General features: G+C 43.1%; 21 protein-coding genes. 15 read left to right on the top strand and 6 right to left on the bottom strand.

All coding sequences use genetic code 11. The features are described from left to right. Positions 1-405: 405 nt before the first annotated feature. Together H605_RS0108655 and ggt are read right to left on the bottom strand one after the other, a co-directional pair. Positions 406-2,643 carry a YhgE/Pip domain-containing protein gene (locus tag H605_RS0108655; protein ID WP_232321228.1) on the bottom strand — a complete coding sequence of 746 codons (2,238 nt, stop codon included), beginning with the start codon at positions 2,641-2,643 and terminating at the stop codon, positions 406-408. Positions 2,644-2,833: 190 nt separating this feature from the next. Beyond that, positions 2,834-4,588, bottom strand: a complete 1,755-nt coding sequence (gene ggt, locus H605_RS0108650) for a gamma-glutamyltransferase (protein WP_029053855.1) — start codon at positions 4,586-4,588, stop codon at positions 2,834-2,836. A gap of 380 nt (positions 4,589-4,968) precedes the next feature. On the opposite strand from ggt, the gene H605_RS17630 reads away from it, so the two are divergent. Then, positions 4,969-5,853 (top strand): D-alanyl-D-alanine carboxypeptidase family protein, encoded by an 885-nt coding sequence (locus tag H605_RS17630; protein ID WP_051210522.1) that lies wholly within the window; start codon positions 4,969-4,971, stop codon positions 5,851-5,853. A 145-nt stretch (positions 5,854-5,998) separates the two neighbouring features. On the opposite strand, the gene bioA is transcribed toward H605_RS17630, so the two are convergent. Further along, positions 5,999-7,330, bottom strand: a complete 1,332-nt coding sequence (bioA, locus tag H605_RS0108640) for an adenosylmethionine--8-amino-7-oxononanoate transaminase (RefSeq protein ID WP_051210530.1) — start codon at positions 7,328-7,330, stop codon at positions 5,999-6,001. A 7-nt stretch (positions 7,331-7,337) separates the two neighbouring features. Continuing rightward, positions 7,338-8,075 carry a dethiobiotin synthase gene (bioD, locus tag H605_RS17625; RefSeq protein WP_051210521.1) on the bottom strand — a complete coding sequence of 246 codons (738 nt, stop codon included), beginning with the start codon at positions 8,073-8,075 and terminating at the stop codon, positions 7,338-7,340. A gap of 96 nt (positions 8,076-8,171) precedes the next feature. On the opposite strand from bioD, the gene H605_RS0108630 reads away from it, so the two are divergent. Continuing rightward, positions 8,172-8,738: a biotin transporter BioY gene (locus H605_RS0108630; RefSeq protein ID WP_029053853.1), complete on the top strand. Its 567-nt coding sequence runs from the start codon at positions 8,172-8,174 to the stop codon at positions 8,736-8,738. Positions 8,739-8,793: 55 nt separating this feature from the next. On the opposite strand, the gene fabG is transcribed toward H605_RS0108630, so the two are convergent. Continuing rightward, entirely contained in the window at positions 8,794-9,537 is a 744-nt protein-coding gene (gene fabG / locus H605_RS0108625) for a 3-oxoacyl-ACP reductase FabG (protein WP_029053852.1), read from the bottom strand. A 217-nt stretch (positions 9,538-9,754) separates the two neighbouring features. Between fabG and H605_RS0108620 the strand changes: the two genes are divergently transcribed. From H605_RS0108620 to H605_RS0108600, 5 genes are all read left to right on the top strand, one after another. After that, on the top strand, positions 9,755-10,186 hold the full coding sequence (locus H605_RS0108620) for a BrxA/BrxB family bacilliredoxin (protein ID WP_029053851.1): 432 nt from the start codon (positions 9,755-9,757) through the stop codon (positions 10,184-10,186). Further along, positions 10,183-10,962 (top strand): class I SAM-dependent methyltransferase, encoded by a 780-nt coding sequence (locus H605_RS0108615; RefSeq protein WP_029053850.1) that lies wholly within the window; start codon positions 10,183-10,185, stop codon positions 10,960-10,962. Before H605_RS0108620 ends, H605_RS0108615 begins: the two co-directional genes overlap by 4 nt. Before the next feature lie 415 nt (positions 10,963-11,377). Beyond that, positions 11,378-11,965 (top strand): YpjP family protein, encoded by a 588-nt coding sequence (locus H605_RS0108610; RefSeq protein WP_029053849.1) that lies wholly within the window; start codon positions 11,378-11,380, stop codon positions 11,963-11,965. Between the two features lie 109 nt (positions 11,966-12,074). Further along, a complete protein-coding gene (locus tag H605_RS0108605; RefSeq protein ID WP_029053848.1) occupies positions 12,075-13,016 on the top strand; it encodes a thymidylate synthase in 942 nt (313 codons plus the stop codon). 12 nt (positions 13,017-13,028) lie between these two features. Next, positions 13,029-13,511: a dihydrofolate reductase gene (locus tag H605_RS0108600; protein ID WP_029053847.1), complete on the top strand. Its 483-nt coding sequence runs from the start codon at positions 13,029-13,031 to the stop codon at positions 13,509-13,511. Between the two features lie 9 nt (positions 13,512-13,520). Here the strand turns inward: H605_RS0108600 and trhA are convergent, their stop codons facing one another. After that, positions 13,521-14,156, bottom strand: a complete 636-nt coding sequence (gene trhA / locus H605_RS0108595; protein ID WP_029053846.1) for a PAQR family membrane homeostasis protein TrhA — start codon at positions 14,154-14,156, stop codon at positions 13,521-13,523. Between the two features lie 81 nt (positions 14,157-14,237). Between trhA and H605_RS0108590 the strand changes: the two genes are divergently transcribed. The 8 genes from H605_RS0108590 to H605_RS0108555 all read left to right on the top strand — a co-directional run bounded on the left by H605_RS0108590 (position 14,238) and on the right by H605_RS0108555 (position 20,044). After that, the gene (locus H605_RS0108590) at positions 14,238-15,074 is read left to right on the top strand and encodes a DegV family protein (protein ID WP_029053845.1); all 837 of its coding nucleotides are present in this window, start codon (positions 14,238-14,240) and stop codon (positions 15,072-15,074) included. A 25-nt stretch (positions 15,075-15,099) separates the two neighbouring features. Then, a complete protein-coding gene (locus H605_RS0108585) occupies positions 15,100-15,903 on the top strand; it encodes an SGNH/GDSL hydrolase family protein (protein WP_037561780.1) in 804 nt (267 codons plus the stop codon). Positions 15,904-15,911: 8 nt separating this feature from the next. Then, positions 15,912-16,484 carry a YpmS family protein gene (locus H605_RS0108580; protein WP_029053843.1) on the top strand — a complete coding sequence of 191 codons (573 nt, stop codon included), beginning with the start codon at positions 15,912-15,914 and terminating at the stop codon, positions 16,482-16,484. Between the two features lie 13 nt (positions 16,485-16,497). Further along, the gene (msrA, locus tag H605_RS0108575) at positions 16,498-17,028 is read left to right on the top strand and encodes a peptide-methionine (S)-S-oxide reductase MsrA (RefSeq protein ID WP_029053842.1); all 531 of its coding nucleotides are present in this window, start codon (positions 16,498-16,500) and stop codon (positions 17,026-17,028) included. Then, a complete protein-coding gene (msrB, locus tag H605_RS0108570) occupies positions 17,025-17,450 on the top strand; it encodes a peptide-methionine (R)-S-oxide reductase MsrB (RefSeq protein WP_029053841.1) in 426 nt (141 codons plus the stop codon). Before msrA ends, msrB begins: the two co-directional genes overlap by 4 nt. Positions 17,451-17,465: 15 nt before the next feature. Beyond that, positions 17,466-17,690, top strand: coding sequence for a YozE family protein (locus H605_RS0108565; protein ID WP_029053840.1), 225 nt, complete (start codon positions 17,466-17,468; stop codon positions 17,688-17,690). Between the two features lie 77 nt (positions 17,691-17,767). Continuing rightward, complete coding sequence (gene deoD, locus H605_RS0108560) at positions 17,768-18,472, top strand: purine-nucleoside phosphorylase (RefSeq protein ID WP_029053839.1); 705 nt, start codon at positions 17,768-17,770, stop codon at positions 18,470-18,472. A 75-nt stretch (positions 18,473-18,547) separates the two neighbouring features. Beyond that, positions 18,548-20,044: a lmo1851 family serine protease gene (locus H605_RS0108555; protein WP_029053838.1), complete on the top strand. Its 1,497-nt coding sequence runs from the start codon at positions 18,548-18,550 to the stop codon at positions 20,042-20,044. Positions 20,045-20,095 lie beyond the last annotated feature (51 nt).

The raw sequence follows: 20,095 nt of genomic DNA, 5'->3' as shown, positions 1-20,095 counted from the left end.
CCAGCTAGATTAGCATGTGAAAAATCAATGTCACTATACGCTTTGATTTCTCAAAAATTAAAAGACGACAATTCATTCAAACGTGAATGGATTGTCGTCTTTTTTGTATTGAAAGAGTTACTATTACAAATAAAAATAAACTTGTTTAGAATCATTGAGATATTTATTTTGAAATTCAAAGTGTTCAACAGACTACATTTTATTTTTTTGTGGGAATTTCCAGACGCGCTGAAATATTATATATAAGTTAACACGACGTAAAACCTCCTTACCAATGTAGGGAGGTTTTGTTGTGCTGCATATTATTTCCGTTGAATATCATATAAATCACCATAAGCGAGTGCTACTATGTCAGAGCGGTCAGAGAAACACTTTACATTCAGTAGACAAATTATATGCAACAGTTTAATGAAATAAATCGGTTTCACGTGATTTCGCTAAAAGATGATTGGTCGCTTTATTCATTTTTTCTTTGAATACTATACCGAATGTAATGAATGCCAATCCAACTACCGCCAAAAACAACAGATCCTTTATAGTTCGGGCCCAGACGATTCCTCCAACGGCCTCTCTCATCAAGTCAATTGCGTACGTGAAAGGTAGGAAAGGGTTGATCCACTGGAAAAATGAAGGTAGTAGCATAATCGGATACGTGCCGCCAGATCCTGCAATCTGTAGCACGAGTAAGATAATGGCCATCGCTTTGCCTACATCACCGAACACTGAGACGAGCGTATAGACGATTGACATGAACACTATGCTGATCAATAAACCAAACAAGAAAAATGGTAGCGGTTCTTTGACGGTTACACCAAGCAGCACGATATCGCCTGTCATCACGATTAGCGTCTGAATGCATCCGATCAAACCAAATGTGAAAAGCCGACCTACATAAATTTGTCTAGCCGTGAATGTACCTTCCCGATTAATGTCTGTAGAGAGTAAGGAAATTAACAATAAACAACCGACCCAAATCGAAAGTACCGTATAAAAAGGTGTCATGCCGGTACCGTAATTTTTGATCGGGAATAGTTTTGTTTCATTTAATACAATCGGTTCCTCAAAGAAGCTGCGCTCCGCTTGTGGATTATTTTGCAGTAAGTCGATGATTTCATTGATATCTGTTGTGCCTTGAATATCCTCAATACGATTTGCGAGCTGGTTCACTTTCTCGTAGACATATGGGTATTGGTTTAACGCGCTCTCGACTTGCTGTTTACCTTGCGTCAAGTGTGTATCAGCACTAGTTAATGTTTGTTGTACTTCGGGAATGGTGTTCTGTACTTCTGTCAGCAACGCTTTGGCACTAGTTAGTGTCTTCAATGCCTGGGCAATTTCTTTGCGGATGTAAGGTTCTATCGTGTCGGTATATTCTTTTAGGAATGAATTAGCTTGAATAGACGTGTTTTCTGCAATCTTTTGCAAATCATTAATACTATTACGTAGACGCTCTTCTTCACCTTGCACAAGTGAGTCCATCGTACGTGCATTTTGTTGAATTTCATTGAGTAGATTTTTGAGATTGTCGACTTTTAGTAATGCGACGTCTATTGGCTGGGACAGAGAGGCATCTGTTGCATTCGCTTGTTCACCGTTTAATTGTTCAGCTACATTCTTGATATTCAGCAGGTCTTGCTCAAGTCCATCCAGTTTTTCAATACTGCCAGTTACACGGTCGTCAATTGCTTGTGTCGTACGATTCCATTCAGTGAAGTCAGGTGATAGTTGCTGAATCTGTTTAAGGAAATCATTCGTTTCATTCGTAATAGTAGCGATTTTCTCCAAATCCGCTTTAATACGTGGTGCAGCCGCTTCTAGTCGGTTCTGCGCTGTTGTCAGCTGATCCAACGTATCATTAATCGTTTTCAGTCCTGAATTCGTAGTTCGTTTCGCTTCAGGCAGTAACTGTTGCGCTTTGTTGATGATGCGCTTCGCAGAGTTGGCATCAGTTACAATTCCTTCTAACGTCTGCTGAATCGCCGGTAGTTGCTTTTGAATGTCGAAAATGTATTGCTCGAATTTCTTGATGTCTGGTAAATCTTTCTCGATTTCTATACCAAGTTCATTAAACAAATCGAGTACCACACCATTGACAGTAGAGATAAAACGGCGGCTTACTTTATCGACAATGACAGAAGCGCCTTTTTCCGTAATTTTAGGTGCAATAGAATTCAATTTTTCATTGACGAAATAATGAATTTCTGCTTTTTTTGGCTCTCCTGAAGTGACTGTCGCAAGTTTGCTGGAGAAGTCTTTCGGAATAAAAATCGCTGCAAAATAGTCACCATATTCTACGCCATCCATCGCTTCCTCACTTGTAGTAAATGACCAATCCATATCTTTATTATCTTGTAACGTATTTATTAGTTCTTTACCGACATCAATCTGTTTGTCACGCACCATCGCGCCTTCATCTTCATTGACAATCGCGACAGGTAATTGGTCGGTATGGGCATAAGGGTCCCATGTTGCGTAGATATTCAGCCATGCATATAAAGATGGTAAAAAAGTCAATCCGCCAATCAATAGGGCAGCTACCCAGTTTTTACTAATATGCTTCAAATCCAATTTAAAAATATTCCAGCTTGTTTTCACCATTGTACCTCTTTTCCAGTAACGCTTTTTATTAGCTATTATGCCCATAACACAGGAGTTCAACTGATTTCTTTTGTGAATTTAAATTGTATTTTCGCGTTTATGTTAGAAAGCCAAAGATTGTTACTGAAATGCATAGGAATGTTTTTCGCGTGATGGAGGTTGCACTAAAAAAAGCACCTTGTCCCTGGTTGATATAGCAGGGGATAAGATGCTTTCCTATAAATATGTTGGTAATTTATTTACTCACACCAATTGCAGCTCCATTACGGCTGGAATCAGCAACGCCTTTATAGACGCCTTCCTTTTGATCGATTAGAATACTTTGTACGTTCCCGATCGTAGTCGGCTTGTCGCCAAATTGATGACCAAGTACACGCAAGTAATCCATTGTTTCTTGTGGAATCTCGCTCTCATAACGATAGGATGATGTACTGTTTGTATAGATTCTAGGTTCTTCTACAGCCGCCTTAAGCTCCATACCGTATTCAATCGAATGAATAATTGTTTGTAGGACTGATGTGATAATTGTAGGTCCACCAGGGGAACCAACCGTAAGAACCGGCTTGCCATCTTCAAATACGATAGTAGGTGTCATGCTGCTGAGTGGACGTTTATTTGGTTCCACTTGGTTCGCTCCGCCTGGTACTGCATCGAAGTCCGTTAGTTCGTTATTTAGGACAATTCCGTAACCTGGTACCATGATTCCGCTACCAAATAATTGTTCAATGGTTGTCGTGTTAGATACAACATTGCCCCATTGATCCGTTACGGAGTAGTGCGTCGTTTCACCGAGTTTGTCTGGAACGGGCTGTACTGTAGCTACAGTCGCATTCGGTTTATGTTCATACTTCCATGGATCTCCAGCTTTTGGCTCTTTCATCATGTGATCTAAGTTGATCAAATTCGTACGTTCCTGGATATATTGTGGATTCAATAGTCCTTTTAATGGAACGTCGACAAAATCAGGATCTCCAGCATACATGGCACGGTCAGCGTATGCGAGGTGCATAGTTTCCGCCAGTAGGTGATATTTCTGCCATGATTTTACGTTATATTGAGATAGATTGAAGTGATCCAGAATACCAAGCATTTGAAGAAGGAAGACGCCTCCAGAGCTAGGAGGTGGCATGCTAGCAATCTGATAGCCTTTGTAATCTCCCCAAATTGGATCATCCATCGTAATCGCGTATGTACGTAAATCTTCAGGTGTCATAGTGCCGCCATATTGTTGTACTGCGCCTGCGATAGCTTGTGCAATTTCTCCTTTGTAAAATACATCTGTTCCTTGGTTTTTAATTAATTCAAATGTATTCGCTAGATCTTTTTGTACTAATAAGTCGCCTTCACGCATAGGCTTGCCGTCAGGTACGAATATTTTTCCGGACTCTTTGAAAGCTAGTTTGAGCTTATTATCTTCAATAGCTTCCGCAAGTACCGAGTCAATTGGAAAGCCATTTCGCGCTAAGTCAATTGCGGGATCAATTAATTCGGACATTGGAATTGTACCGAAGCGTGAAAGTGCTTCCTCCAGTCCTTTTAACGTTCCAGGTACCCCAACTGAATTTCCACCTTCCACACGTTTAGAGAAGGGGATCGGTTCACCTTTTTCATCTAAAAACATATTTGGAGTAGCTCCTGCAGGTGCGCGTTCACGGCTGTTGATGATCTGTGTTTTATCCGTATTGGCATCATAATACATAAGGAAGCCTCCGCCACCAATACCAGACATCATAGGCTCAGTCACGTTCAGTGCAAATTGGATAGCGACAGCGGCGTCAATCGCATTCCCGCCATTCGCTAATACATCAGCACCGACTTTCGATGCTAATGGATGCGCCGTCGTTACCATACCATCAAGTCCAGTTGCTACTTGACGATAATTTGAATAGTCCGTATCCCATTCGCTAGCAAGTATAGTTCCCGGTAATGTACTGAATAAAAGTAAAAAACTCAATGGAAGCACTAGAATCCAATTCAATCGTTTCTTCAATTACTTCACCCTTTCAGAAATGTTTTTACTTTACTCCAGCAGTGGATCTCCTTCCCAATTAAGTTAGATTATCGCAATTTAATAGTGCGATAGCCTGAATAATTAGATTATAGCAAACGCTTTCATATTTAAGGAGATTATATTTCGGATTTTGAAATTCAGTTCAAAAGTAGTTAACAAGCAAGGGATTTCTAGTTATAAATAACTTACTTCCAATCTACCAACTTTCTACTAGATAGGTTAAATGAAACCTCTTCACTATGAGCATGGCATATTTTCTACATTGAAAATATTTTATAGTCTTCATACATTCTTAAGAAATATCCGCTACCATTCTTCAGATTTCTACTTCATAATGAATAGTATAGGCAGGTGTATACATGAAGAAATTACTATTGATATTACTCATCTGTTTGGGGATCTATGCTGTTGTTACCCAATGGAACGATGTGCAATTGGTAGATGAAAATTGGAGTGCCTCGTCGAAGGCCATGATTCTATACAATGCACATACAGGTGAGGTGTTATATGAGGAAAACAGCAAAAAGTCATTACCCATTGCTAGTATGACAAAATTAATGACACAATATATCGTTTTAAATACGATCAAAAATGGAACGATTTCCTGGGAAACTACCTACCAACCAAGTCCCACGGTGCTAGATATGGCACAGTTCGCTAGTGCTGCGAAGCTCGGCATGAAAGCGAATGAAAGCTATACAGTACGTGAATTGTTTACGGCGATGACAGTCATTTCAGCAAATGATGCGGCCCTTGCGTTAGCTGAGATCGTGGCAGGGACAGAAGATGAATTCGTTGCCATCATGAATGAACAAGCACGTGCGTTTAAGCTAAAGAAAACCGTTTTTTATAATCCACATGGCTTAGATGGCAATTATCTTGGCAGAGGTGATGATCAGAACAATTTAGCTTCCGCACATGACATGGCAATTATCGCTGATCGACTCATCGCAACGCATCCTGAAGTATTGGAGTTTGCTAGCATGACGCATTTCATGTCTAACGAAGGAATGAAGATGTGGAATACGAATCTACTGTTACCGGGTATGCGCATGCAAATGGACGGTATCGACGGATTAAAGACCGGTTATACCGATGCGGCGGGTTCGTGTTTTACGGGTAGTGGTGTATTCAATGGGGAACGGGTAATTTCCGTATTAATTGGAGTAGAAGAAGTGGAGGGAAATAGCTCTGATCCTCGTTTTCATGTGACACGAGAAATGGTGGAGCGGTTTGTCAAGTGATGGTGAACTTATATCTGTTTGTAAATGCAAAGATTACTAATACCTCTGATTTGACAAAGGTGTTATCCATATAAAAGGTGATTCAAGAAAGTCCATGCTAGAAACAATGTTTGTTTCTAGCATGGACTTTTTTATCTGTTTGTAGTTATTGCTGAATACTATCCATAGCAACCGATTCTTCTGTCACTGCTTTAATTCCTTCTACCATGAGAGCGACCATTTCCGCTAACTGTTCATTTGAAGTAGCTAGAGGCGGCATTAGGACAATGACATCCCCGAGCGGCCTTGTTAGCAAACCGAGCTTTCTCATTTCCAATGTAGCCCGGTAAGCTACACGGCTTTCTAATGGGAAAGACTCTTTTGTGTGCTTGTCTTTTACGATTTCAATTCCGCACATCAAGCCACATTGTCTGACGTCTCCCACATGCGGAAGTTGCTTGACGTTCACTAGTAATTCTTTAAGAAACGTAGACTTTTCCTCTGACTGCTTTACGAGTTGCTCTTTCTCGAAAATTTCCAAGTTAGCTAGTGCTACTGCACATCCAAGCTGGTTCCCCGTGTAAGAGTGTCCATGGAAGAATGTTTTCATTTCCTCATATTCTCCGTAAAACGCATCGTAGATTTCTTCGGTCGCGAATGTAGCGGCGACTGGTAAATAGCCCCCTGTAAGTCCTTTTGCTACAGTCATCAGATCGGGTTGGATTCCTTCATGCTCAACAGCGAACATTTTCCCAGTACGACCGAAACCGGTAGCCACTTCATCGACTATGAGTAAAACGTTAAATTCGTTGCACAATTTTTCAACGCCCTTTAAATAACCTGCTGGCATCGTATTCATCCCGCCCGCTCCTTGAATCATCGGCTCAAGCACCATTCCCGCAATTTCTTCATGGCGTTCTTCAAATAGCAAGCGCAGTTCCTGCAGACTTTCATCTCGCACGATATTCTCATCACCTGAAGGGTGGCGGTAAACGGATGGGAATGGAATGACGAGCGCATCAAATAATAGGGAAGTATAGACTTTGTGATACAGTTCAATAGAACCAACACTCATCGTACCGACCGTATCACCATGATATCCGTTGCTAACTGTCACAAAGCGTGTTTTTTTCTCCAGACCTTTATTCTGCCAATACTGATACGCCATCTTCACCGCTATCTCAACAGACGTCGCGCCACTGTCCGAGTAAAATACACGGGTCAATCTTTCGGGCACTAATTTCACTAATTTCTCCGCCAACAAAATCGAAGGTATATTTGCAGCACCGAGTAACGTCGAATGAGCAATGGACTGCAGTTGTGTTTGGATCGCTTCATCTAATTCCTTTTTTCGGTGGCCATGTACATTTAGCCACAAAGAGGAATAGCCGTCCAAATACGTTTTGCCATGTATATCCGTAACTGTCACGCCTTCTCCGCTTGCAATGATGAGCGGGTCTTTCTCGTAATCCGACATTTGTGTAAATGGTAGCCACATATATTGCTTACTTTTCTTGAGTAATTGATTCGCTTCCACTCTGTAACGCCTCCTCTAAAATTGTATAATTCCATTCTTCGTAGCATTTCTTTCTCTTTTCCGAATCCATCAACGTTTCTTGAATGTCTTTCTGATAGGGAATGATCCCTATCACTGGAACACCGCTAAGCTTTTGGATCATTTCCACATTATCTTTAATGACATTGTGCTGGTCTTGCGCCATATCATTGAATAAAAGCCCGGCAATTCGAATCCCTCTAGCTTTCATTGCTTCGATTGAAAGGAGTGTGTGGTTGATCGTCCCAACTCCCGCTCGTGCCACTAATACCACAGGTGCCATCAATTCTTCCATCCAGTCAATCATGCAATATCCTTCTGAGGTAAGCGGAACATATAATCCTCCCGCTCCTTCTACTACGATGCCGTCATAACTTTCACTAAGTTTCTTCACCGTTTGTGTCAATCTATTAATATCGATTTGTACGTCTTCCAAACTGGCAGCCAAATGAGGCGAGCAAGGTGTAGTGAATAAATAGTCGGGGGAAAGTTGTTCTTTGCCTGACGCCAGCTCATACGTCATCATATCTGGTGCCGCAAAGTGGTCATTGCGTAAAACCGCCCCTGTTTGGATAGGTTTAAACGGGACGAAATTCCGACCTTTAGTAGATAAAAAGTCACTAAGTAACACAGTGGCTACAGTTTTTCCAGCATCAGTATCTGTTCCAGTAATGAATAATATCGACACATTATAATCTCCTTTTTAAAATATGAGTTAACTAAATACTGAATTATGTTAACATATAATTTGTAAGACAACAATAGAAAGTAGGAGGATCAGAAAATGAAAGCAAAAGAAATTGTACTTTGCGCATTATTTGCAGCACTGATGGGGGTGGGGGCGAACATAGCGCCGCTCCTTACGATCGGGGGTGTGCCAGTCACGCTTCAGCTACTATTTGCAATATTGGCAGGGGGATTACTAGGTAGCCGCTTGGGTGCCATGTCAATGTTCGCGTATTTATTTATTGGGTTAGCAGGTGCTCCGATTTTCGCACAATTTAAAGGAGGACTCGGTAGTTTCATCAGCCCGACGTTTGGTTACATTATTTCCTTTATTTTCGTAGCTTATCTCGTAGGGAAGCTCTTCGAGTGTAAACAGTCGTGGTTTAGTTATGCGGGTGCAGGCTTTCTCGCAATAGCAGTGAACTACATAATCGGTACGAATTATATGTATTTTGCGTATGTATACTGGGTAGAAGCACCTGCTGGCTTCAGTTATGTACTTGCTTGGTCCTGGATGGTTGCTTATTTACCACTGGATATTGGAGTTACGATTCTGTCTATTATATTAATTCCTAGACTGCAAAAAGCTATTAAATTCAAGCCTCTGAGTAAGCGTTTGACGTAAAAAATATACCTGTGTGAGGACAATCAAAAAGTTCTCACACAGGTATATTTTTACATTACACCATCAAAAATCCGCCACTAACACTAATGCACTCGCCATTTACAAAACTCGAATCATCTGAAGCTAAAAACGCAACAACCGAAGCTACTTCTGCAGGATCACCTATACGACCAACAGGCGTTAACATCGTCGCCATTTTCTTCACATCTTTTGGCAAATCCTTCGTCATATCGGTATTGATCTGACCTGGCGCTACCGCATTGACCGTTATCTGCTTACCGCCGTTTTCTTTAGCTAGCGTTCGAGTCAAACCAAGTACACCCGCTTTTGACGCACTGTAATTTCCTTGTCCCAAATTACCCCAGCTGGAAGAGGATGAGACATTGACGATCTTGCCGTATTGCTGCGCACGCATATGCGGAATGACGGCTTGGCACGTATAGAACATGCTGTTGAGATTGACGTCCAGTACAGAATGCCATTGCGCCGGCGTCATTTTATGGAAAAATGAATCCCTCGTTATACCTGCATTATTAATCAATATATCAACCTTGCCGAACTTCTCGTAAATAGTAGAAAATGTTTTCGTCACTTCGTCTGGATCGGCTACGTCGCACTTCATAGCGAATACCTTTTCACCTGAAGAGTCTAATGCGGAAGCCGTTTGTTGCAACTTGGTGAAATTAACGTCCAACATGATGACCGAAGCCCCATCCTGAAGTACACGTTCCGCAATTTTCTCTCCAATTCCTTGTGCCGCACCTGTTACGATCGCAATCTTATCTACTAATTTGCCCATATTTCACACTCCTTATCATTTTTATAGAATAGTAAGATAATTTTATCATGAATGAATGATGATTCATATAGCGGATTATTCGCTCAAAGAATATCAGTGAATACAATATTCTATCTTTCGCCAACTCAATCACGTGAAATAATTCCTTCTATCCTTTACTATTGAAATCAGTACGACATAAAACACTTACCCCCCCATGAAAGGCGGAGATATTCAAATGAACGCTTATGATGAGTACATGCGCGGAATCGTTACACCGATGCGCGAAGAATTAACAACTGCAGGATTTACAGAACTAACAACGGCTGAAGAAGTCGACGATACACTAAAAGACTTGGAAGGTTCCGCTATTATTGTGATCAACTCTGTCTGTGGCTGTGCAGCAGGTTTAGCACGTCCGGCAGTACGCGAGGCGATAGAAGAAGTGAAACCGGATCACCTATTTACGGTGTTTGCAGGTCAAGATAAAGAAGCGACGGAAACGTTCCGTTCGTACTTCCCAGAAATTCCACCAAGTTCACCATCCATTGCGATCTGGAATGAAGGGAAAGTTGTATACTTTATTCCACGCGAACAAATCGAGAATTTCCAGAAAGATCAAATTAAAGATCACCTGGTTGACGTCTTAACTAAAGTTGTCGCTCAGTGAACGTGATCATTACGACAGCAGGACGCCCTGATGAACATTCCACTGCACTGATGCATCAAGCAGCGGACGCGTTACAGGCACCTGTCGTCGAGCGAAAAAAGCGGTCTATCCCTACACTACAAGACGTCTATCAAGCAGATGTTTTAGTGGCGGGGAAGGACCGCTATTCGTTTTACAAAAAAGGTAGTAACGAGTCGTTCTTCTTTCATCCGAACTCTGCTACTTATCGCTTGAAACGCATCCTAAAAGGCGAAATAGATCCACTCGTGGCGGCAGCCGATCTTAAACCGGAAGACTCTTTCCTCGACTGCACACTCGGCCTCGGCTCTGATGCGATCATTGCGGCGAGCACTGTGGGAGAAAAAGGAACAGTGGAAGGGATCGAAGCAGATCAAATTGTCGCCTTTCTAACTAAAGTCGGATTGCATAACTTCCCAATCGACTTTCCACTACTGCAAGAAGCGATGAGACGAGTCCAAGTCATTCATGCGGAAGCCGTAGATTTCTTGAAAACTTGCGAAACGAACTCACGTGACGTTGTATTTCTCGATCCGATGTTCACGACTCCAATCGAAGAGTCATCCAATTTTGAAGTTTTGCGGGAAATTGGTGTGACCGATACTGTCACGGAAGAATGGGTAGCAGAAGCTTTGCGCGTATGCCGACGCAGTGTCGTCCTGAAAGACCACTTCCAGTCACCGATGTTCGAACGCTTCGGCTTTATTCAGCAAATTCGCCCGTATACGAAAGTGCATTATGGCGTGCTTGAGAAATGAGATGGGCTGTAGCGCGGTCTCATTTCTTTACTTAACGATTAACAAGGAAAAAAGACTGTATAGCTTTTTATTAAGCCATACAGTCTTTTTTGTGTTTTACCATAACGCCAGCCTGTCGAGGCTATACGGCGTTCTTCGCTATTGAATTAGTGCGTGAAATTAAGGGAGCTCAAGTACAAAGTCAATACCAGCATACCAATACCTAATAGTAAGTTAACATCCATTGTTGCGACCTCCTTTATATGTAGCGCGTTGATTGAAATCCGCTTAACTTGCAATCAGAGAACATTTTGTGAAAATTGATGATTGAAGTTTGACTTTATTGTACAATGAAATAGTAAAAGATGAAACCTTTTGTGACGCTTTTCGTATGAGTTATGTAGATGTATGACGGAATGTTGAAGGAGTGATGGAAATGAAGCAATGGTTACAGCGGCTGATGATCGCATCTGTCGCCGTGTTGACACTGGGCATCATTACACCCAATCATGAAATTTGGACAAACTTTCAAGACAAGCATGAACCGAATGAATCCGGAACCCACGCAGAAGGCATGGAGTATTCCCTTGAACTGCAAGACAATCGAAATGACTTACTGACGCTTGACAGCTACACTAGAGAACAGCAATTGGTCGCACATGCACGTCTGTTAACATATGAAAAATTCGGACAGCGTATCGGCCCCGTAATCCAGAATGAATTCGATAATGAGATTTTTCCACGAATCGAAGCGGTAATTCAAACGACCGTACATAATGCAGCAGATCGCCGTCTCGCAATCACCGAGCAGCCTTCAGGCGATTATGCGGAAAAGATTTTTCACGTCTACGACAAGACAGCGAACCAAGATCTGATCAAATTCCACGTCCGGACGGAAAAACGACCTATTGACGGTTACTTCTATAACTTCCATTACCATACAGCGGATGATGGATTTGTCGCGCATCACTCAGTTGGCGATATTTACTGGTCTAAAAACACACCACCGAAATGGCTTTCGTAATCAGCTATTTCCCGGTGTGTTTTTTTGTGCGTAAATCCAAGTACTTTCTTTTTGCATGAGGGCAAAGAATGCTATACTAAGTGTAATTTCAGAAGAGGGAGCTTGAAGCATGAAGCAATATTTAGATCTATGTCAACATATTCTGGAAACAGGAACAAAAAAGGGAGACCGTACGGGTACGGGGACATACAGTGTCTTCGGCTATCAGATGCGTTTTGATTTAGCGCAAGGATTTCCTCTGCTAACAACAAAAAAGACGGCGTTTCGTTTGATTGTCTCGGAATTATTATGGTTTATTAAAGGTGATACTAATATCCGTACGTTGATTCAAGAACGTAATGGTATTTGGGATGAATGGGCATTTGAGCGGTATGTAAACAGTGCGGCGTATACAGGACCGGATATGACAGATTTTGGCCGCCGTGTATTAAAAGATGAAGAATTCGCGACGATTTATAAAGCGGAACTCGCTTCATTTAAAGAGAAAATCCTAGCAGATGAAGAATTTGCGAAGCAGCACGGGGATCTAGGTCCTGTCTACGGCAAGCAATGGAGAGCGTGGGATAGCGCGAACGGTGTCATCGATCAGCTTGCACAAGTAATCGACAGCATCAAGCATAATCCTGACTCTCGCCGACACATCGTCACAGCGTGGAACCCGGCTGAAGTCGATGAAATGGCGCTGCCACCATGCCACTTACTGTTTCAGTTCTATGTAGCGGACGGTAAGTTATCATGCCAGCTCTACCAACGCAGCGCGGACGTCTTCCTCGGCGTACCGTTCAATATCGCGTCGTACGCATTACTTATTCATTTAATTGCGCATGAATGTGGTTTAGAAGTAGGCGAATTCGTCCATACATTAGGGGACGCACACTTGTATCAGAACCATATCGATCAAGTACATGAGCAATTAGCGAGAGAACCGAAAGAGTTACCGACACTGAAAGTCAATTACAATGGTCGGTCGATCTTTGATTTGACGGCAGAAGATATTTCAATTGAAGGTTACGATCCGCATCCGAGAATTAAAGCACCGATCGCAGTATAAGGAGGACATACAATGATTTCATTATTAGTTGCACATGACCTAGGCCGAGTGATCGGCAAGGACAATGAGATGCCATGGTATATTCCGGAAGAATTACAATATTTTAAAGAGAAGACAATAGGCAAAGCGATGATCATGGGGCGTAAAACGTTTGAATCGATTGGTCGCCCGTTAAAAGGCAGATTGAATATTGTCCTCACGCGCAATCAAGACTACGAAGCGGACGGCGTAACGGTCGTTCATGATATGGACAGTGCTGTGAAGCTCGCCAAAGACTATGCGGACGAAGTAATGGTCATCGGTGGCGCGGAGATTTTCAAGATGTCGATGGCAGATGATGCAGACAGATTGTATGTGACCGTCATTGAGAAAAATTACCCGGGTGACACGTTCTTCCCTGAATACGAAGAAGACTACGCGTTAACAAGCAAGTCCGAGCCGCATTATGCGAAAGACGGCACCGCGTATACGTACCAAATTTGGGATAAAAAATAACGTTCCTCTCTATACATAGAGAAGAACGCTAAAGTACATCGATGCGCTGCCTGCCATGACGAACAGGTGCCAGATCGCGTGATTATACGGTACACGGCGTGACATGAAGAAGTACGCGCCCGCTGTATAGAACAACCCACCGATCACGAGCAACCATACGCCTTGAGTAGGCAGTGCATTATATAATGGTTTAATCGCCAACACGATGAGCCAGCCCATAATGAGATAGAGGGCGAGCGATAGTTTGGCAAATCGATGAATATAAAAGATCTTGAACAAGATGCCGAACAAGGTCAATCCCCAAATGATGCCGAATAACGTCCAGCCGAGCGCCCCTTGTAAGGTAACCAATAAAAATGGCGTATACGTTCCGGCAATCAGTACATAAATGGCGGAATGGTCAAGAATAGCGAAAAAAGATTTCAATTTGACCGGCATACTATGTAGTAATGTACTTGCGAGGAATAGTAACAACATGGACACGCCAAAGATCGTGAAGCTCGTTATGGCGATTCCGGTGCCTTGTTTCACACCTTTTAAGATCAGCAAAACCAGTGCAGGTATGCTGAGTAAGAATCCGATGGCATGCGTGATCGCATTCCAACGTTCTTCCTGCAGATTCTTATAATCGAATGATTCTTCCATTCTGATAGCACCTCCTGCAACACACTATACCAAATACTGCGAAAAAAATCGCAAAAGCCACACCCGAAGGAGATAGAAATCATGAAAAAAATTCAAATCGTCACGGATTCCACTGCAGATTTAACGGATGACCAGATTGCTCAATACAATATCCATGTCGTACCGTTAACGCTAACCATCAATGAAAAATCCTATGTTGACGGCGTAGAAATCCAACCAGCAGAATTTCTCGACTTGATGCGCGGTGCCAAAGAATTACCGAAAAGTTCACAGCCAGCAGTCGGCGTATTCCAGAACCTCTATGATGAACTGGGTGCGGATGGGTCGCAAATTATCTCGATTCATATGACAGGCGGCATGAGCGGTACAGTGAAATCTGCGGAAACAGCAGCTCATGCGTCAAGCGCTGACGTTACGGTCATCGACTCGATGTATATTTCACACGCACTGTCATTCCAAGTGCTTGAAGCATGCCGTCTGGCAGAAGAAGGCAAAACGGTAGCAGAGATTGTGGACACACTTGATCATGTACGTAAAAGTTCTTCCTTATTCGTCGTACTGGATGTTCTTGATAACATGGTGAAAGGCGGACGTATAGGCAAAGGGAAAGCGATGTTAGGTTCTCTGATGAATATCAAGCCTATTGCGTCACTGAAGGACGGAGTGTATACACCGGTTGCGAAGGTACGTAGCCATAAACAAGTAGTCTCGTATTTGTTTGATGAGTTTAAGAAGGAAACAGCAGGGAAAGTAATTCGTAGTGTCGGGATCGCGCATGCAAATGGCCTCGCGATGGCGGAGCCGCTTAAATGCAAGATTGAAGAGATGGGCATTCAAGTGATGCTGACATTTACGACACCGATCGTTAGTACCCACACTGGAGAAGGCGCGATCGGATTCATGTATTACACCGAGTGATATTAACTACAAAGGATATGACATTATGAGAAGAATGCTAGTGCTAGGTCTCGTCTTTTCATTGTTCTTAGCAGGGTGCCAAGCCCCATTCAGCAAAAAAGAGACGACGCTTGCGGAACGTGAAACCGTCGCGTTCGATCCGTTCGTTGTGCCGGAAACATTTATCCCGAAACGTGTAAACGTCTTAGGGCTAGGTGATTCATTGACACAAGGTGTCGGTGACGAACGTAAAGAAGGCGGATATTTCGGCCGTTTGACGTCGGACATGGAACAATGGAAAGGCGTTATGGAAGTGGACGCCGTGAACTTAGCAAAACGCGGACGGCGCAGCGACCAGTTTTTAAAACAATTGCAAGATGAAGAAGTACAAGAAGCGGTCATTCAAGCAGATTATATCGTCTTTACGATCGGTGGCAATGACATCATGAAAGTCGTCAAAGGGAATTTCATGCAAATGAAAATGTCTGATTTCTACAAAGCTCTCGGTAAATTCGAAACGAGAATCGAAGAGTTGTTCGAGATTATACGTCTGTATAACCCGGATGCACCGATCATCGTAGCGGGTCTCTATAATCCGTTCTCTGTCGTGACGGACGAGGTACAAGAGTTCGAAGACATTATCGCGGACTGGAACCGCTCGATAGAAGAACAAGTGGAACAAGACGGCATGGCTTGCTTTGTTCCTGTGAAAGATTTATTTAATTCGAATGAAAACTTGGTTTATCACACAGACTTCTTCCATCCGAATAGTAAAGGGTATGATTTGATGGAAAAGCGTTTCGTAAGAGAAATAAAAGGCTGTTCAGCGGTTGACCTGGAAGTGGAGTGAAGTACAATATGAATATTTGGAAAGTAGCGTTTTTCAGCCTGGCGGGAATAGTGGCAGCGGCGCTTGTAGGATTAATAATTCTCATCAGTGGCGCCACTGCTTCTCCACCTCTACCGGAAGATACAGCGGTAAAAGAGGAAGGCTACACGTTGGCATTGAATACAACCAAAGAGAATTTTCAAGGAATGGCGAATACGTATATCCGAAAGGCCGTGAAAGGCACGTTACCAGTGGAACTGGAAATGCATGACGATGTATTATTGACATCCGAACTTACGGTATTCTCGCATACATTACCGCTCGCGATGCATTTTGACCCAGTCGTACGAGAAGACGGAAACTTAATTCTCAAACAATCGTCCATGGAATTAGGGCAGTTGAATATTCCACCTTCTACGGTATTGAAATTACTGAAGAGTTCTGTAGAGCTTCCAAAGTGGATGGTCGTCCGACCAAAAGAAGAGGAAATTTTCATCGATTTAAAAGATTTGCCAATCTCGGGTGACGTTCAAGTAAAGGCAAAAGAAGTGAATTTAGCAAAAGATGAGATTATATTGGAAGTATTGATACCGAATAACTAAGGGGGCACTACCTATGTCAACACAACTCGCAACTTTCGCAGGCGGATGCTTCTGGTGTATGGTCAAGCCGTTTGACCAATACGATGGTGTACATTCCGTCACGAGTGGCTATACTGGCGGACATACCGTCAATCCAACGTATAAAGAAGTTTGTACCAATACAACGGGTCATCGGGAAGCCGTAGAGATCGAATTCGACGATAGCGTCATCAGTTACGACGAATTATTGAGTATTTTCTGGCAAGTGATTGATCCTACTGATGCAGGCGGCCAGTTCCATGACCGTGGCGAATCGTATAAGTCCGCGATCTACACTCACTCGGACGAGCAACAGCAAGCAGCAGAGCGATCGAAGCAAGCTTTACAAGATAGCGGCAAGTTTGACGCGCCGATTGTAACAGATATTTTCCCGGCAAAAGCATTCTATCCAGCGGAAGAATATCACCAGCAGTATTATGAAAAGAACCCAGACCACTACGCACGTTACACTGTTGGATCAGGACGCGCAGGATTTATCGAAAAAAATTGGGGGAATCATTCATGAAAAAAGACTTACGTACTGAATTGAACGAGATGCAGTATCATGTGACGCAAGAAAGCGGAACGGAACCACCATTTCGTAATGAATATGATGCGCATTTCGAAGACGGAATCTATGTAGACATTGTGTCGGGCAAACCGTTATTTAGCTCGAATGATAAATACGACGCGGGGTGCGGATGGCCAAGCTTCACGAAGCCAATTGAAGCAGTGGAAGTAACCGAGCACTTCGATACCACTCACGGCATGCGCCGCACGGAAGTACGCAGTAAGACAGCGGATTCTCACCTAGGACATGTCTTTCCCGACGGACCAACAGATCAAGGCGGATTGCGTTATTGCATCAACTCCGCGGCATTGCGCTTCGTTCCGGTGAGTGACCTAGAAAAAGAAGGTTATGAAGAATACAAAGGGTTATTTGAGTGAAGGAAGGTGACGACGATGGATCGATCCTTTTACCATTTCGCGCTACGTTATCGTGGCGGTGGAAAAGATGATGAAAAGGCGTTGTTTGCAGATAGGATGTTTCTTGATGCCGGTTTCCCGAAGGATGAAGAGGATTTCGATTCATTGTCGCGTTACGTCGAGGACATGGCGGATGATCATTTACGTTCTACTACGTTTGACGAATTATACGCAATCTATCAAGAGCTTTGCAGTAGGTAAATGGCGAGGGTTTCATTGCATCTCGCCATTATTCACTGTATGATAATAACAAATTAGTGAAATGAGGCTGAAAAAAGATGAGTATACATATTGATGCAAAACCAGGTGATATCGCAGAAACGGTTCTACTTCCAGGAGATCCATTGCGTGCGAAGTATATCGCAGAAACATTTTTAGAGGACGTTGTACAGTATAACGAGGTACGGAACATGTTTGGTTATACGGGAACATACAAAGGCAAGCGTATTTCCGTACAAGGTACTGGAATGGGCGTTCCGTCTATTTCTATCTACGTAACCGAGTTAATGCAGGAGTTTGGCGTTCAGAAATTGATCCGCGTTGGAACATGTGGCGCGATTCAAAAAGACGTAAAAGTACGTGACGTCATCCTAGCACAAGGTGCGACAACCAACTCTTCATTAAACGACGTAACATTCGGACCGATTCGCTTTGCGCCGATTGCGAACTTTGATTTATTGACGAAAGCGTATCATGCAGGGAAAGAAAAAGGCTTGCATTTACAAGTAGGTAACGTCTATACAGAAGACTTCTTCTATAATGAAGACGCACAACACGAGAAACTAGCGCGTCACGGCGTATTGGCAGTGGAAATGGAAGCGGCAGCACTTTATACACTAGCAGCTCGCTTTGGCCGTCAAGCACTCGCTGTCCTAACAGTAAGTGACCACATCCTTACAGGAGAAATTACTACTCCTGAAGAGCGTCAAACGACATTCAACGAAATGATCGAAGTCGCGTTAGACGCAGCAATTGCAGACTAATTGAATAGATAGAAACTGGTAATAGACCGCTCTTGGCAGCGGTCTTTTGCAGGGATATGGAAAGTAGGGAAGACAATGAACGAAAACGATTCGCATGAGAACGGGAAACCACAACCGGAAGGGCCAAAACCTACTCGCTTTATTCGGATTAAACCGTTTTCTCTGATCATGCTCATTTTTTTCCTTGTGCTGGCGACAGCCACCGTTACCTTCGTTGCACTGACAGTCGGAGACGATAAAGTAGTAGAAGTCGTCAAACCGAATCAAGTAGGTACGGAACGAAAAGAGTTCAAGAAACTGTATGAAGCATACGATCAACTAAAAGAAAGCTATTTTGACGAAGTGGACGATCATGTCGTCATCGACGGCGCGATCAATGGAATGGTCGATTCATTAGGCGATCCATACTCAGATTATTTAAATGAAAAAGAAGCCAAGCAATTAAATGAAAGTATATCTTCAAGTTTTGAAGGAATCGGTGCAGAAATTCAAGAGTCAAACGGCTATATTAGTATCGTGTCACCGATCAAAAACTCACCTGCTGAAAAAGCGGGTTTACTACCGAACGATACCGTACTATCGGTAGACGGTGAAAGTATACAAGGTTTGTCTTCATCGGAAGCGGTATTGCTCATCCGCGGAGAAAAAGGGTCAACGGTGACATTATCTGTACGACGCGGCGAAAAATCTGATCCTTTTGACGTAAAGATTGTTCGAGACGTCATTCCGATCAATACGGTTTACGCAGAAATGCTCGACGATAATATCGCACATATCAATATCACATCGTTCTCTGAACATACGTACGAGGAATTACTCGAAGCGCTGAATGAAATGACCGATAAAGGCATGGAAGGCGTACTCATTGACGTGCGTCAAAATCCAGGTGGCATCTTAAGCGGGGCAATCGATATTTCCGATTTGTTCGTCCCAGACGGCAAGATTCTGTTCCAAACAGAAGAAAAAGGCAAGACACCAGAAGCGTATCCTTCGTCTAACGGACAGAAAGTAACGGTTCCCGTCGCGTTGATCGTAGATGAAGGCAGTGCGTCTGCGTCTGAGATCTTAGCGGGTGCGTTAAAAGAGTCTGCGGGTATTCCGATTGTCGGCGTCAAGACGTTCGGTAAAGGAACGGTTCAAACACCGACTCAATTACCAGACGGCTCCAACTTGAAATTGACGACAGCGAAATGGTTAACTCCAGACGGCAACTGGATCCATAAAAAAGGGATCGAACCTGATGTGAAAGTACCATACCCTCCATACGCATCACTGCCGTTCCTTGATTCATCTGAAGAGATGGACGAAGGTGTCGTCTCTCCGTCTGTACAAGCTGCAGAAGAGATGTTAGAAGCGGTAGGGTATGATCCAGGAGAAGTAGATGGTCTCTACGACGCGGGTACAGCACAAGCCGTTAAAACGTTGCAAAAAGATCTATCACAAGAGCAAACAGGCATCTTGACTGGCGATACAACAGTCGGCTTAATGCAGAAATTACGGGACAAGATGAAAGAAGATGACCCGCAATTGCTGAAAGCGAAAGAAGTCGTGTTAAAAGAAATTAACTCATAATCAAAGAAACACGCGTCCAGCAATCGTTGGGCGCGTGTTCTCTATGGAAAA

The sequence above is a fragment of the Sporosarcina ureae DSM 2281 genome (assembly GCF_000425545.1).
Classification (GTDB): domain Bacteria; phylum Bacillota; class Bacilli; order Bacillales_A; family Planococcaceae; genus Sporosarcina; species Sporosarcina ureae.
The sequence above is the reverse complement of the archived record's forward strand: the minus strand, read 5'-3'. Positions and strand labels throughout refer to the sequence as shown.

What these genes read in the sequence shown, in the direction of transcription:
- H605_RS0108565 (WP_029053840.1), top strand. Translation starts at nt 17,466, where the DNA reads ATGGATCGATCCTTTTACCATTTCGCGCTACGTTATCGTGGCGGTGGA.
- H605_RS0108600 (WP_029053847.1), top strand. Translation starts at nt 13,029, where the DNA reads ATGATTTCATTATTAGTTGCACATGACCTAGGCCGAGTGATCGGCAAG.
- H605_RS0108610 (WP_029053849.1), top strand. Translation starts at nt 11,378, where the DNA reads ATGAAGCAATGGTTACAGCGGCTGATGATCGCATCTGTCGCCGTGTTG.
- H605_RS0108580 (WP_029053843.1), top strand. Translation starts at nt 15,912, where the DNA reads ATGAATATTTGGAAAGTAGCGTTTTTCAGCCTGGCGGGAATAGTGGCA.
- H605_RS0108605 (WP_029053848.1), top strand. Translation starts at nt 12,075, where the DNA reads ATGAAGCAATATTTAGATCTATGTCAACATATTCTGGAAACAGGAACA.
- msrB (WP_029053841.1), top strand. Translation starts at nt 17,025, where the DNA reads ATGAAAAAAGACTTACGTACTGAATTGAACGAGATGCAGTATCATGTG.
- H605_RS0108590 (WP_029053845.1), top strand. Translation starts at nt 14,238, where the DNA reads ATGAAAAAAATTCAAATCGTCACGGATTCCACTGCAGATTTAACGGAT.
- trhA (WP_029053846.1), bottom strand. Translation starts at nt 14,156, where the DNA reads ATGGAAGAATCATTCGATTATAAGAATCTGCAGGAAGAACGTTGGAAT.
- H605_RS0108630 (WP_029053853.1), top strand. Translation starts at nt 8,172, where the DNA reads ATGAAAGCAAAAGAAATTGTACTTTGCGCATTATTTGCAGCACTGATG.
- msrA (WP_029053842.1), top strand. Translation starts at nt 16,498, where the DNA reads ATGTCAACACAACTCGCAACTTTCGCAGGCGGATGCTTCTGGTGTATG.
- H605_RS0108555 (WP_029053838.1), top strand. Translation starts at nt 18,548, where the DNA reads ATGAACGAAAACGATTCGCATGAGAACGGGAAACCACAACCGGAAGGG.
- H605_RS0108585 (WP_037561780.1), top strand. Translation starts at nt 15,100, where the DNA reads ATGAGAAGAATGCTAGTGCTAGGTCTCGTCTTTTCATTGTTCTTAGCA.
- H605_RS0108620 (WP_029053851.1), top strand. Translation starts at nt 9,755, where the DNA reads ATGAACGCTTATGATGAGTACATGCGCGGAATCGTTACACCGATGCGC.
- H605_RS17630 (WP_051210522.1), top strand. Translation starts at nt 4,969, where the DNA reads ATGAAGAAATTACTATTGATATTACTCATCTGTTTGGGGATCTATGCT.
- bioA (WP_051210530.1), bottom strand. Translation starts at nt 7,330, where the DNA reads ATGTGGCTACCATTTACACAAATGTCGGATTACGAGAAAGACCCGCTC.
- fabG (WP_029053852.1), bottom strand. Translation starts at nt 9,537, where the DNA reads ATGGGCAAATTAGTAGATAAGATTGCGATCGTAACAGGTGCGGCACAA.
- H605_RS0108655 (WP_232321228.1), bottom strand. Translation starts at nt 2,643, where the DNA reads ATGGGCATAATAGCTAATAAAAAGCGTTACTGGAAAAGAGGTACAATG.
- deoD (WP_029053839.1), top strand. Translation starts at nt 17,768, where the DNA reads ATGAGTATACATATTGATGCAAAACCAGGTGATATCGCAGAAACGGTT.